The organism is Methanoplanus limicola DSM 2279, from assembly GCF_000243255.1.
GTDB lineage: Archaea > Halobacteriota > Methanomicrobia > Methanomicrobiales > Methanomicrobiaceae > Methanoplanus > Methanoplanus limicola.
Window position 1 is genome coordinate 1,010,583 of record NZ_CM001436.1, and the last position, 12,935, is coordinate 1,023,517.

At 42.1% G+C, this 12,935-nt stretch carries 13 protein-coding genes and 1 tRNA gene; 7 read left to right on the top strand and 7 right to left on the bottom strand.

Going from position 1 to position 12,935, the window contains the following annotated elements:
* Nucleotides 1-134 precede the first annotated feature (134 nt).
* The gene (locus METLIM_RS04825; protein WP_004076807.1) at nt 135-1,052 is read left to right on the top strand and encodes a calcium/sodium antiporter; all 918 of its coding nucleotides are present in this window, start codon (nt 135-137) and stop codon (nt 1,050-1,052) included.
* A 121-nt stretch (nt 1,053-1,173) separates the two neighbouring features.
* Here METLIM_RS04825 and METLIM_RS04830 read toward each other — a convergent pair whose 3' ends face one another.
* On the bottom strand, nt 1,174-2,379 hold the full coding sequence (locus METLIM_RS04830) for a tripartite tricarboxylate transporter permease (protein ID WP_004076808.1): 1,206 nt from the start codon (nt 2,377-2,379) through the stop codon (nt 1,174-1,176).
* A gap of 151 nt (nt 2,380-2,530) precedes the next feature.
* Here METLIM_RS04830 and METLIM_RS04835 point away from each other — a divergent pair, with 151 nt between their 5' ends.
* From METLIM_RS04835 to METLIM_RS04845, 3 genes are all read left to right on the top strand, one after another.
* Complete coding sequence (locus tag METLIM_RS04835) at nt 2,531-3,220, top strand: uroporphyrinogen-III synthase (RefSeq protein ID WP_004076809.1); 690 nt, start codon at nt 2,531-2,533, stop codon at nt 3,218-3,220.
* A gap of 1 nt (nt 3,221) precedes the next feature.
* Nucleotides 3,222-4,163: an RNA-guided pseudouridylation complex pseudouridine synthase subunit Cbf5 gene (locus METLIM_RS04840; protein WP_004076810.1), complete on the top strand. Its 942-nt coding sequence runs from the start codon at nt 3,222-3,224 to the stop codon at nt 4,161-4,163.
* Nucleotides 4,164-4,404: 241 nt separating this feature from the next.
* Nucleotides 4,405-4,490, top strand: a tRNA-Ser gene (locus METLIM_RS04845).
* 192 nt (nt 4,491-4,682) lie between these two features.
* On the opposite strand, the gene METLIM_RS04850 is transcribed toward METLIM_RS04845, so the two are convergent.
* Both METLIM_RS04850 and METLIM_RS04865 read right to left on the bottom strand, forming a co-directional pair.
* Nucleotides 4,683-5,018, bottom strand: a complete 336-nt coding sequence (locus METLIM_RS04850; protein WP_004076811.1) for a hypothetical protein — start codon at nt 5,016-5,018, stop codon at nt 4,683-4,685.
* Between the two features lie 1,078 nt (nt 5,019-6,096).
* Nucleotides 6,097-6,681, bottom strand: a complete 585-nt coding sequence (locus METLIM_RS04865; protein ID WP_004076812.1) for a DUF2179 domain-containing protein — start codon at nt 6,679-6,681, stop codon at nt 6,097-6,099.
* A gap of 124 nt (nt 6,682-6,805) precedes the next feature.
* Between METLIM_RS04865 and METLIM_RS04870 the strand changes: the two genes are divergently transcribed.
* Both METLIM_RS04870 and METLIM_RS04875 read left to right on the top strand, forming a co-directional pair.
* The gene (locus METLIM_RS04870; RefSeq protein ID WP_004076813.1) at nt 6,806-7,237 is read left to right on the top strand and encodes a DUF2178 domain-containing protein; all 432 of its coding nucleotides are present in this window, start codon (nt 6,806-6,808) and stop codon (nt 7,235-7,237) included.
* Complete coding sequence (locus METLIM_RS04875) at nt 7,227-7,418, top strand: helix-turn-helix transcriptional regulator (protein ID WP_004076814.1); 192 nt, start codon at nt 7,227-7,229, stop codon at nt 7,416-7,418. Before METLIM_RS04870 ends, METLIM_RS04875 begins: the two co-directional genes overlap by 11 nt.
* Before the next feature lie 44 nt (nt 7,419-7,462).
* On the opposite strand, the gene METLIM_RS04880 is transcribed toward METLIM_RS04875, so the two are convergent.
* From METLIM_RS04880 to METLIM_RS04890, 3 genes are read right to left on the bottom strand one after another with little or no spacing between them, the layout of a single operon-like run.
* Nucleotides 7,463-8,683 carry an ABC transporter permease gene (locus METLIM_RS04880; protein ID WP_004076815.1) on the bottom strand — a complete coding sequence of 407 codons (1,221 nt, stop codon included), beginning with the start codon at nt 8,681-8,683 and terminating at the stop codon, nt 7,463-7,465.
* Nucleotides 8,673-9,377, bottom strand: coding sequence for an ABC transporter ATP-binding protein (locus tag METLIM_RS04885; RefSeq protein WP_004076816.1), 705 nt, complete (start codon nt 9,375-9,377; stop codon nt 8,673-8,675). Before METLIM_RS04885 ends, METLIM_RS04880 begins: the two co-directional genes overlap by 11 nt.
* A gap of 19 nt (nt 9,378-9,396) precedes the next feature.
* The gene (locus METLIM_RS04890; RefSeq protein ID WP_004076817.1) at nt 9,397-10,680 is read right to left on the bottom strand and encodes a COG1361 S-layer family protein; all 1,284 of its coding nucleotides are present in this window, start codon (nt 10,678-10,680) and stop codon (nt 9,397-9,399) included.
* Between the two features lie 207 nt (nt 10,681-10,887).
* Between METLIM_RS04890 and METLIM_RS04895 the strand changes: the two genes are divergently transcribed.
* A complete protein-coding gene (locus METLIM_RS04895; protein ID WP_004076818.1) occupies nt 10,888-11,838 on the top strand; it encodes a mechanosensitive ion channel family protein in 951 nt (316 codons plus the stop codon).
* 93 nt (nt 11,839-11,931) lie between these two features.
* On the opposite strand, the gene METLIM_RS04900 is transcribed toward METLIM_RS04895, so the two are convergent.
* Nucleotides 11,932-12,552 carry a hypothetical protein gene (locus METLIM_RS04900; RefSeq protein WP_004076819.1) on the bottom strand — a complete coding sequence of 207 codons (621 nt, stop codon included), beginning with the start codon at nt 12,550-12,552 and terminating at the stop codon, nt 11,932-11,934.
* Between the last annotated feature and the right edge of the window lie 383 nt (nt 12,553-12,935).

A 12,935-nucleotide genomic window follows, 5' to 3' on the forward strand; every position in this document is an offset into this window, starting at 1 on the left:
ATAAGATCAATTCCGGATAAAATTCCGGCATACAACACAAAGCAACAAAATTTCAAAGTATTACTGGTGCGCCGGGAAATATCAGGAAATTCTTACGCACCAACCCTGCCAAAATTAACGGACAACACAAAAAAATGATCATAGAAGCAGCACTATTTGTCACCGGACTTATTTTCCTTGTAAAAGGAGCAGATTATTTTGTAGAAGGGGGAGGAGGACTTGCATCAAGATATGGAGTATCACCTTCAACAATAGGACTTACAGTTATCGCATTCGGAACATCACTCCCGGAATTTGTGGTGAGCATAAATGCAATACTGAGTGAAAATCAGGGCATTGCACTTGGCAACATAGTCGGGAGCAATATCGCAAATATAGGATTTATTCTTGCATTTTGTGCAGCAATAAAACCCGGAATATTTCTGCTCAAAAAAAAGAAGGGCCAGATCCTTTCAAACGAAGCCGGAATGATGATTGCGGCAACACTGCTCTTCCTGGCCTTTGCTGCGACAGGCACCCTTACATTTACTGCCGGAATTGCATTCCTGGCATTATTTGTAATTATAATGATATTCCTCTGGAAGAGTTCACCAGGCGAGGACGAGAAGATAGAATCTCACGGGAAAATGGATTTCGTATATCTTATTGGCGGGGTACTGGGTGTCATAATCGGTTCACAACTTGTGGTAAACAGTTCAACAGCCATAGCAGAGATGTTTGGAGTACCGTCATATATCATTGGTGTATCAATGGTCGCCATAGGCACATCACTGCCGGAATTTGCCACATCTGCGGTTGCGATATGGAAGAACCAGGGTGGCATATCAATCGGAAACATACTTGGCAGCAACATATTCAATCTGCTCTTTGTTATGGGAATAGGTGTTTTAATCCGGCCTATAGAGATCGCCTCAATGACAGACATTTTTATAATGGCAGGATTTTCGTTTGCAGCACTTCTTCTGTTCATCAGATCTGAGAAGTTTATCAGAGCGCTTGGAATACTGCTGCTGATCTCATATTCCGGATATATCTGGATGCTCTTTGCGTGACTGTCAAAATAACAGATTATTTTTCCACATCACCTAAACCAGACGGAAATGCCTGAAAAATCAGGTTTTCCGGATCTCACCCCATTCTGTCTTTGACAGACTATACTTCCGCAGCAAAAAATCACATCAGTTCAAGCGACCACAAAATAACGGGGAGCATAATTGCACCCATACATGACACCCTCCTGACATTAATTATCGAAGGTACAACTCCGACAGCAGTCGCAAGTGCCAGGATGAAAAGGCCATACGGACCGGTCAATATGAAACTGAGAATAACACAGAATATAATTACAGTTATTCCAACATTCCGGACATTTAAACCCTTAAAAATACCCATACGTCCTGCAAGGAAGAATGTAATCAGGTAAGCTGCAAGAGCCGCAAGTGCTCCGAATGCAGCAAGGAGCATCATGGGCGGGAGATCGATCAGGGAAATTGCAACCATAATGCCGTTTCTGGTTCTTGAAAGGGCATAGAGAGCCGCAAGACCTAAGAAAGCATTGGCTGTATTTGCAGCACCGGTAGCCACAATAAAACCACCGCCATCCTCATCATAATTTATAAAAGAGGCTAAAACGGCATTGGCAGATGCATTCGAGAGGCCCGGAAGCCATCCGACAACAGCCCCGGCAACAGTACCTGCAAGACTGCATTTAAGTATTGGACTGTCCCGGCCCAACCCGGAATTATTAACCTGCTCAGGCATCACACCTCCGGATGAGAAGAGCAGAACAGAAATACCAAAAAGACCGGTCAGAAGCGGCATAAGTATCCCTGATGCCCCCGCAATTCCGGCTGCGGGATATGGATAATTAAATGTAAACACACCCAGAATTCCGGATGTCAGAAAAACGGCGGTGAACCACTCCGGAGATTCGGACGAGAGCGCCAGAACACCTGCAACAGCGATCAGTAAAATGCCAATCCACCAGTCTATATAATCCTGAAATAACGGAAGAAGAGTAAAGAACAATATAATCAGCGGCATTGAGAATATGACTGAATAAAGGCCGCCGACCGCAGAGAGGCGCACGGCCTCACTGCCCCTTCCTTTAAGTACGAAATTGTGCGCCGGAAGAACAGTTATTGCAGTATCTGCGTCAGGAATTCCAAATACTGTTGAGGGAATTATGTCCAGAAACGTATGGGTTACCAGGGCAGAGAAGAGAGATACCGCCATAGCCTCAGGTCCTAAAATCAGAAGAACTGCCGCCTGGAAAGAGAGAAGAAATCCTGCCATCGTATTTGCATGAATTCCCGGAATCAGTCCGCTGATGATTCCCATAATAAGGCCCAGAAAAAGACCTGCGAATAATTCAGGCAACAACTTTCAGTCACATCCGCTAACCTGATATTCTGCCGGCACTGCAATAAGAATTCTGATTTTATCCCAAAAACCTGCCGCAATAAAGATTAACCCGGCATCCGGATTTTGAGATAGTTTTTATCTGTATCAATCATATATTCATGATACAATGAGAATCGCAGTCACAAGACTGAAGGAGAAAGCCGGGAGAGACAGGGAAACCTGCAAAGAATACGGCCACACCTGTAATACAGTCTCACCGATGAAGTCTGAAATATACCATGATTCAGCGGATATATTTATTGAAAAGGCAAATAACGGAAATTATGACTGCATATTCTTTACAAGTGCACTTCCGGCCGCTATAATCGCTCCACGCCTCAGGATCAGTGCAAGAGTTGTTGCAATAGGCCCGCAGACTGCCGCAACACTTGAAAAATACGGCATAAAAACCGAGATACTCCCCGCCTTTTATTCAAGGGATTTTGCACCATACCTTGGCGGGTGGCTGAAAGGTAAAAATATCGGAATACCTCGTGCAGATGTACCCAATCCGGAACTCATCAGGTCTGTTGAGGAGGGCGGAGGAATTGTCGATGAGATTCCGGTCTATGCCCTAGAGGCCACAGGCGAGAGACTCAGACTTGAAGATGCCGATGCAGTACTCTTCACAAGCGCAAATTCATTCTCACTTGCAGTATGGGATAAAGAGACAGAGATTATCAAAATTGCAATAGGCGATATTACCGCAGAAAGAATGAAGGATGCAGGAATAATTCCGGATGTTACAGGCGACGGGTCACTGAAAGGAACACTAAGGGAACTGAACAGATATACTGATAATTTAAAGAGAGACTGAAATGGTTACTGATGCAGAGATAAGTAAAAAGATAAAGAGCGGGATTATTGTCATAGACAAACCGCAGGGCCCTTCAAGCCACCAGGTTACTGCGTGGGTAAAGGAGATACTTGGCGGTGAGAAGACAGGCCACGGAGGAACTCTGGACCCGATGGTCTCAGGCTTGCTTGTGATAATGCTCGGACGGACAGTAAAACTTGCCCCCGTTCTGTTAAACCACAGAAAAGAGTATGTCGCACTGCTCAGGCTTCACGGGGATGCAAAAAGAGAGGAAATCGAAAGAGTTGTATCGGAGTTTAAGGGGAAGGTCTACCAGAGGCCGCCAAGAAAAAGCGCTGTGAAAAGGCAGCTCAGAATCAGGGAGATGTATGACATTGAAGTCCTTGATGTAAAAGACAGACTTGTTCTGCTGAGGGTAGACTGTGAGGCAGGAACATATATCAGGTCATTATGTATCCATATCGGGTTCGCACTTGGCACAGGTGGGCAGATGGTGGAACTCCGGAGAACAAAATCAGGCCCTTTTACAGAGAAGGACTGCATAAGGCTTCATGACTTAAAGGATGCCGCGGTTTATGAAGAGGAGGGAGAACCTGCTATGCTCTCTGAGATGATCCTGCCGGCAGAAAGACTTGTTGATACAATGCCAAAGGTTGTCATCCGCGATTCCGCTGTTGACGCCATATGCAGAGGAGCCGCGCTTGCCGGGGTAGGCGTTCTTCAGAAAGAGAGCTACAAAAGAGGAAGCACAGTTGCGGTAATGACAGATAAGGGGGAACTTGTCTGCACTGCCAAAGCCTTAGTTTCATCCGAGGAATATAAACCCGGAGATACGGGAATTGTTGCAGGATCAGTTGCCGTAATCATGGAACCCGGAACATATCCACGCGGGTGGACAAAGAAACCAAAGGATGCAGAAAAAAAAGCTGATAAAAGGGCATAAACGGATGTTGACTGCATCAAACTAAAAATCATATGAAATCCTTCACCACTGAAATCAGGGAGGCGGAATTCAGGAAAAATAATCATTTTTATCCGGAAAACTGATAATTGCAGGTATTTACAGTTATTATTGCGGATCGGCAGTATATAAAATTCTCCGGACAAAAGGGATAGAATTAATAAAACCGGAGTCCTATAAAATAAGGCACAGGAAGTGTGCATGATTTCTTTACACTTTTTCTGCTGAGGTAGTCTAGTCTGGAAGGGCGCAGGCCTGGAAAGCCTGTGGGGCATCCGCCCCTCGGGAGTTCAAATCTCCCCCTCAGCGCTCAGACAACCCGCTTTAATTAAAGCACATAATGTTTATGAATATATCCTAATTAATTAAAATCTCTGATTGAAAACCCGGACCTGTGATTATTATTAACTGTGGACAAATAAACCACACTGAAAAAAAAGATTAATTAATCAGACTATATTAAATGGTAAGAGATTTTCCGGAACACACATTTCTGCTTATTCACCGGTTTTGCTGAAGCTTCTGCAGAATCTGTTGCTGTTTCTTTATCTCCTGCTCCTGCTGTTTCCAGTTTTTCTCATGGTTCTGCTGCTGCTGTGAAACTTTTTCCACCTGCTTTTGAAGTTGCTGAATCTGCTGAACCTGTTGCTTCTCCTGCTGTTCAAGATTTTTTATCTGGTTCAGATTCTGTTCCTCAAGCTGCTGAAGCTGTTTGATCTGACTTATCTGCTGCTCTTCATTCTTTTGCAGCTGTTTAAATCTCTCCTCCCAGTCATGACCTGCTGACTGGCCCCGGTACTGCCCTGGCTGATCTTTCTGCTCAATATTTGGTGCCATTTTTTTACCTCCCTAAAAGGATTATTTGATAATTTACATTCATAAATAAACATTTATGCCGGGAGAACTGTTTTTACAGTCTGAATTAATGGTAAGAAAAACAGGGTGACAAAAGAGTAAAATAACCTGTAAAATTCATTAAAATAAAAAAATCCTCTCAGATTAAAAATATCAGAAGCGCCGGCAAAAACTGCATTCAGCCACTGACAAAGAGAACAAAATACATAATAACAGATATATTTCCGGATAAATAATTTGATCAGCAAAGGAGAGTGCAATCCCGGGCTATCACCCGGAAATCCTGGGTGTTTGACAGGATTCCGGGTGAAAACATGGTTCTCTGGGATTGGGATTGGGGATTTCAATTTCCAGATTATATATTTTGCCTGCTTCTCCCTTTCATTGTTTTGCCGGCAGATGAAAGGGAATTATCTTTGGCACATCAATTAGTTTGTTCGGTTGTATTTGGGACCATTTTTATGAAGGTACACATCTTACCTTCATTTCAGAGATTAAGACACTTAGGTCTTAAACCCATATCTGGTATTCACATCATTTTACTCCGGAAACAGAGCCGAAAGGATTACAAACCTCAGGGCATTTTTCCGGTGCATGAGCCATATGCCATTTTATTTAGCCAATAAATCAATAATGACTTCTGAATAACATCGGATTCAAAGATGAAAACCAGCATACAATCTTTCTCCTGCAACATATGTAAGTATTTGAATGATTAAATGCTGATTTCTGCGTATTCGCAGGGTTTAACTGCAAATAAAACCATTCACTCTTCTTCAGCTATCACCCCCCGGACAACTCAGAATTTTTATCACCACAGATATATTAAAACATATGCGGGGCACTCACAATATAAAGGGTGAAAATACAGTCAGTACATCTTTAAAAGTATCATAAGCAACATTCATAAATAATTATCAGTTATGCCATGCAGAATATCGCCGTCCTGCCACCGTTCCGGAACAGAATAATCAGGTCATTCACAGGCATAATCAGAGAGATAACCAAAAAAATGGCAGACCAGAAATATATCCTGAAAAATCAGCCATAATTCCGTCATTCACTTAGCCTTTCTTGTGTACCTTGCAAGTCCGCGTTTAGGAATCCTCCCATCCGCGGAGAACATTGCCCCCCCGGCATGCCTGATGTCCTCAATTGTGTAAAAAGCATTTGGATTGTACTTATGCACCTGCCTTAATGCCTCAGATATGTCTTTCCTCTTAACAACCGAATAAATAATACTGACTGGCCCAAACTGACCCATTGCATCCACAGAAGTCGTCCGGAATCCAGACTCCTTTAACTGGAAGATAAGCTCCTCTGCATTATACTGCGTAATAACCCTGACAACAGATATTCCAAGGGCCATCTTCTCCTCTATAGTAATTCCGACATAATTTCCGGCTGCAAAACCAAGTGCATAAGCCAGAAATGCAGCAGGAGAGAGACCCTGGCTGAAAACTTCTGATATTGCAAGAAGCCATATACTTATCTCAAAAAATCCAAGAACAGCCGAGAGTAACTTCATACCCCTGGATATGAAGATGATTCTGAGAGTTCCGCATGTAACATCAGCAATCCTTGCAAAAAATATCAGTGCCGGCAATATTAAAAAACTTAAAATCTCCGGATCTATAGTAACCAAAAATACACTCCCTCCTATATTAAGGATAAAACATATGACCATTTATCACTTTTGGACAGAGCATAAAAACAAAAAAACGCCATACAATTATAAAATATCTGACTGAGATCTAATAGTAACAAAGATGAGACGAAACACATATTTCATAATAGTCGCAGGAATTGCATTCCTGGAGCTATGTCTCCTCTGGTGGTCTATAAACAATCCTCCAAAGCCGCCCGGAAGGGAAATTCTGGCAATATTAATCGCTGCCGGAATTATTATCGCACTTCTGCTTAAAGGAAAAACTGAGGATTTACCGGCGGGAGATGAAAGGCTTCATTTAATTAATGAGAAGTCCGCGATTAAAACGCTCCAGATCACCTGGGTTCTGCTTTTCTCCTTCGCAGCATCATCAATTGTTTTCATTGTAAACAGAGGAGACTTCTTCATAAAACATTTCCTTGGATTCCCGTTCATCCAGATGCTGATACTGTTTTCCGTAATTGTGATCTTTGCAGCATTCAGAATATATTACACAGATAAATACGGAGGATTCGACTCCGATGAGGAATAATATCAAGGTTTTCCGTGCAATGAATGATATGACACAGCAAGACCTTGCAGAAAAGGTAGGAGTTACAAGACAGACAATACTTGCAATAGAAAAAGGGAAATATGACCCTTCATTAAGCCTTGCCTTCAAAATATCAAGAGTATTTAATGTAAATGTAGAAGATGTATTCTTCTATGATTAAAATTATTTCATCAGTTGGAACATAATTAACCCCAAAAAATTTCTTCATTCCGCCCTTAATGCCTCAATGGGATCAAGATTAGATGCCCTCCATGCAGGATATATTCCCGACAGGACACAGACCATAACACCAATAAAAACTCCGACCGGGATATAAATCATACTCTCAGGCATAAAGAAATAATCCGTTGTGCCAATCATCCCGAATGTCAGAGCATATCCGCCAATAAAACTGCATACCGCACCTATAACTGAACCGATGATTCCAAGAAGCAGTGATTCATAGAGAAACATCCTTCTTATCTCCCTTCTCTTTGTACCGATACTCCTTAAAATACCAATCTCCTTTATTCTTTCAGTAACTGACATCATCATCACATTGAAGATGGAAACCGCTGCAACAAGAAGGGAAATCGCACCAATTGCAGTCATAAACGAGGTAATTGTCCCAAGTGACTCACTTATTCTCTCAAGCATTGATCCGGAGTCCTGAATCCTCACCTCATCTTCACGGTAATTGAGCTGCCTGTCAATCTCCTCTTCAAGTTCTTCAATATCATCTATATCTGCGGCAATCACGTTCACCTGGTCATACTCACCTTCACCGCCGTAAAATGAGGTGAACCATTTCCCGTCCGCAAGAATGGCATTATCTGAATTTAAATCCATGGACATACCTTTCTCTTCTAAAATACCATTGACTTTGACCGTGCTCTGCCCCTCATCCTCATCTCCGACCTTAATCCTGCTTCCGACTTTAAGATCATATCTCTCTGCGAGTGTAGGCCCTACAACAACACCGCTGATGCTTACAGGATATGTACCTTCCGCAATCTCAACAAGTTCAGGAATTATTGAGGGATCAAGACCGTATATCGTTGCCCGGCCATCCTTACCGCCGGCACTTATAGTATCAGACTCCGAATATAGAGCAACAACAAGATTTTCAGCCCCGGTAATTTTCTCAATGGTTCTGAGTTGCTTTTCATCAATATATTCATCGTCATCTAAAGAACTGCCACTGTTTCCACCGGGTCTTCCCATATCACCACCGCTGCCCCCTCCACTGTCCGGAGAGATCATTATAATGTTGCCGCTCTCAGAAAGCTGTGCAGTAACAGAGAGAGTCATATTGGCGCCCATTATTCCGATTGACGTGATTGCAACGACACCGATCACAATACCAATTGCTGCAAGTAGTGAACGGAGAAAATTAAGCCTGATATTCCTGAGGGACAGCTCAAAGAATATATCCTTAATTATCATTCAGGTACCTCCCGTTATCACTCAGAATGCGTCCGTCCGAGATCACAATTTTCCTTTGCGCATATTCGGCAATATCATCCTCATGAGTGACCATCACGATGGTTCTGCCCTCTCGGTTGAGAACTGTCAGCATATCCATAATCTGTGCACTGGTCTTTGAATCCAGATTTCCGGTGGGCTCATCACATAAAAGAATAGCCGGATCGTTTACAAGTGCCCTTGCCACCGCAACCCTCTGCTGCTGACCACCGGAAATTTCAGCCGGTTTATGCTTAAATCTCTTATCCTCAAGACCTACCATTTTAAGAAGTTTCTCAGGATACCCGGACTCGTCCTTTTTTTTATGCTTCAGGATGAGGGGATACTCCACATTCTCCCTGAGATCGAGGAGCGGAATTAAGTTGAACTTCTGGAAGATATACCCGATCTTGTCCCTTCTCAGTTCAGTCAGCTCATCATCATTCAGATCACGGACATTTCTGCCGTCAATATAGAGAGCCCCTGATGTAGGGAGATCAAGGCACCCGATCTGGTTCATAAGCGTTGACTTCCCTGAACCCGAAGGCCCCATTATTGCAACAAACTCACCTTTTTGGATATCAAGCGAAACATCATCAAGAGCCACCACTTCATCAGACGGAAGAACATACACTTTTGTCACATTCTTAAGGCTGATTACAGGTTCCGGAGTCATCTGCTGCCACCTCCGAAAATCACTTCTTCCCCTTACCAAGTTTTGCCTTCACTGCTTCAGATCCTTTTTTTATGTACCCTTTCTTCCACACAACTACAAGTCCAAGGCCGGCAATGATGATGACAACGATCTCAAGGATTGGAATCTTTGAAAAGCCTCCGCCCATACCGCCCATCATGCCACCTCCGCCTCGTGGAGCGTTTGAACCACCTTCAAAGGAATCCGGTGATGAAGAATCTGAAGATACAGCAGACCCCGAACCTGATGAAACGGAATACTCCTTCTCATAGCCATTCCCGTTCAGGTCTTTGTATGTGATTATTACAGGCATTTCACCTGTATTTTTACCACTCTGCAGCGTATAAGTGAGATCAAAACTTGAGAAGTCATCAGGTTCAAGGGAACCTATCACATACATCTTATACGGATCAACAGGAACTGCCGGAGAACCAACTGTAACAACTATTGACATTGCATCCTCAAGTCCGGCATTGGTGATGTCACCACTGACAGTAGAGTAGCTTCCCGATGTTGTGGTCTTCACATTGTTTAAGATCGGTTCTGCACCTGTTTTGTCATCACCATAGAATACAGGAATAGAAACTGAGGAGATATGCTTATTTATGCCGTTTCTCCATAAAGCATCAAATTTAATATATTCAGCATCCGCCGGCGTAATATCAAATTTTATCTCACGTGACTCATCTGGATCAAGATTTCCGATAAAATAACTTGTCTGGCCAGATGTGACTCCCTCTCCTGAAGGAGAGAGCTCAACTCCTTTTACTGCATTCTCCCTTGGATTGCCAATGAGAAGGATTATCTGATCCTCATTACCATTCTGCCATGAATCAGGTGAATCAATTACAGATATAGACAGTCCTGTGCTCTCAATTTTTACAGGGATATTATAGGAAAAACTGTTTGAACCTGTATAATCAAGATAAAATCTCGGGTAGTAAATCCCGTCCGGAGCATCGGCATCCACAGTGAATGAGAACTTCATCTCATTGCCTGCACCAATAGGGGTTACGGTGTCATAGGCATCATCGTTTACCACCGATATATCGCTGGAATATAGTTCGGCACGGTTTATAGAGACCGATTCTGTGCCTGTATTTTTTACAGTAACTGTAATTATTCCGGTATCACCTTTTACAAAAACTTCCGGTGATATATCCACGTCAGTTACTGCAACATAGGTGTAGGCACTGCTTCCGGAATCATCTGCCGACACAATCCCGCAGAAAGACACTGCAATAAGGAATATTAAAATTCCTGAAAATATTCTTTGACTATTCATATTTATCACAAATTCCTTACAGGAAACATGTAAAAAAGATTTAACATTATGTTATAAAAATGATACCTATGCCAGAAGTTAAACGAAGATATTGAGAGAGATTTATAGGAGAATTAGAGAAAAACTCAGAAGTTTTGTCCATGCCCGGAAATACAATTAAAATCAAAGAACCCATAACATAAATTCAGAGAGGGGTGGTAAAAGATTATGAGGAAAAACACATTAGTAATCATAATAATCTATATCTCTGCAATACTTCTTCTGATTGCAGAAATATATGTATATTCTGACAAAAATATCCAGAATGCATTCTACTCAGCATTTTCCCTGGCATCGGTTCTTACAGCTGTGAAAATTCTCAACGAATATATTCTTGAGAAGAGAATAAAAGACACCAGATCATATTACAACCTGAAAAAAGCCATATCCATCATTGCAGCCCTGTTATTGCTCACTATAATCTTCAGAATATGGGTTGAAAATACAGAATCTCTTCTTTTGTCATATGGAATTATAGTTGCAGGGATTGCAATCGCCCTTCAGGACATATTCAAAGACTTTGTAGGAGGAATATCAATAATTATACTCAGCAGTTTCAGAGTTGGTGACAGAATTGAGATAAACGGAATTACAGGCGATGTTATAGACATAGGAATAATGAATACAACAATGATGGAAATTTCCGGACCTGGAAAATTCGACAGAATATCAGGAAAAATTGTGACTGTACCAAACGGATTAATTCTGTCCAATACAATTTTAAACTTCACCAGGGACCACAACTATGTATGGGACAGCATAATCGTACCGATTACATATGACAGTGACATTTCACTCGCAGAAAAACTGTTACTAAAAGCTGCAAACAAAGAAACAGAGGCAATATCTAAGAAGGCAAATGAAGAATTCTGGAATATAGGCAGGAAGTATTACCTTCCGGAAAAACCGACAGAAACTTCAGTCATGATCAGTCTCACCGATAACTGGATAGAATTTGAGATCAGATATATCTGCGGGGTAAGATCACTTACACTTACGAGAAACTTAATATCAAGAGATATTCTGAGGATAGTCAGAGAGAATCCCAATGTAAAAATAGCAGGCGAAAGCCTCTCGATCACCGGAGAGCATAAAATTGAGATAATATCAGAGAATTAAATCAATTATACTTTCCAGAGATATTATCACCGACAATATCTCTGATAATATTCATCCGAAATGAGGGAATACAGAATTTTTTTGGTTAGATTGTCATTCCCCGTATTCATCGCCGAAGAGAATGTCACTCAGTTCAGCCGGAATTCTTGCCCTCCCAAAGTGATATATCATGTCAAAGACTCCGGCATCGGAGATCTTAACCTCATCTTCAAGGAAACTTTTCATGCCCGACAGCATCCTGTTGCTGTATCTTCTCTCATTTGAAGTGACCGGATTTTCATATACAAAAGTCCCTCTGGCGGCTATGCTGTCCCAGTCCGGTCTTTTCTCTTCAAAAGCACCTCTAAGGTAGTCAATATTTGTCCATTCCCCGTCAAGACTCTGTCTGAGGCCCTCGCGGTGACGGTTAATCTCATCAAGAAGGGCTTTAAAATCCTTAAGAAACTCAGAGTAGTTGTTCCTGAACTCATCAAAGATTACATCTGCTTTCTTCTCAGCGTCAGGAGGATCAATAATCAGACCCAGAACCGATGAACCGACAACGACATAAAAACTGTTCATAAATCTCTCAAATGAATCCCAGGCCTTAATCAGCGGATTTCTGACACTCTTCTGTGCCTCTCCGGCATCCTCAGCGCTGTAAATTTTCTCATACAGCATCAGAAAAAATGCAGGCAGAGCAGCCAGAACTGATACAAAGGAGAATATTCTCATATATTCTCATTTATCCGGGTGCAAAATAAACCCTCTGCCATCAGAACTGACAGATACAGGAAAAGAGGTACGAGATACAGTCCGGACATGCTCCCGGTATGTGAGAGTTACATTCGGAACACTGGATAAACCGGACAGAGCATACACTTCCGCACAGACCCACGATATGGGATAATTACATACTGAAAGCCACAACAGCGGCCACCATAAACTCATATACAGTTTATGAGTAAATTTAAAGGCACACAATGGCCACCAAAAATCCGGCAGGAAATAGCAGGAGAAGATAAATAAAAGACCATAAAGAGATTAAAATCAAAAAAAATAGGAAATAAAAGATAACAGAGATTACATCAGCAGGAATCACCAAAGACAAACATAAA

Bases quoted from the DNA above. Each gene is read 5' to 3' on its own strand.
- METLIM_RS04870 (WP_004076813.1), top strand. From the start codon at position 6,806: ATGAGACGAAACACATATTTCATAATAGTCGCAGGAATTGCATTCCTG.
- METLIM_RS04835 (WP_004076809.1), top strand. From the start codon at position 2,531: ATGAGAATCGCAGTCACAAGACTGAAGGAGAAAGCCGGGAGAGACAGG.
- METLIM_RS04875 (WP_004076814.1), top strand. From the start codon at position 7,227: ATGAGGAATAATATCAAGGTTTTCCGTGCAATGAATGATATGACACAG.
- METLIM_RS04880 (WP_004076815.1), bottom strand. From the start codon at position 8,683: ATGATAATTAAGGATATATTCTTTGAGCTGTCCCTCAGGAATATCAGG.
- METLIM_RS04885 (WP_004076816.1), bottom strand. From the start codon at position 9,377: ATGACTCCGGAACCTGTAATCAGCCTTAAGAATGTGACAAAAGTGTAT.
- METLIM_RS04825 (WP_004076807.1), top strand. From the start codon at position 135: ATGATCATAGAAGCAGCACTATTTGTCACCGGACTTATTTTCCTTGTA.
- METLIM_RS04900 (WP_004076819.1), bottom strand. From the start codon at position 12,552: ATGAGAATATTCTCCTTTGTATCAGTTCTGGCTGCTCTGCCTGCATTT.
- METLIM_RS04895 (WP_004076818.1), top strand. From the start codon at position 10,888: ATGAGGAAAAACACATTAGTAATCATAATAATCTATATCTCTGCAATA.
- METLIM_RS04840 (WP_004076810.1), top strand. From the start codon at position 3,222: ATGGTTACTGATGCAGAGATAAGTAAAAAGATAAAGAGCGGGATTATT.
- METLIM_RS04890 (WP_004076817.1), bottom strand. From the start codon at position 10,680: ATGAATAGTCAAAGAATATTTTCAGGAATTTTAATATTCCTTATTGCA.
- METLIM_RS04850 (WP_004076811.1), bottom strand. From the start codon at position 5,018: ATGGCACCAAATATTGAGCAGAAAGATCAGCCAGGGCAGTACCGGGGC.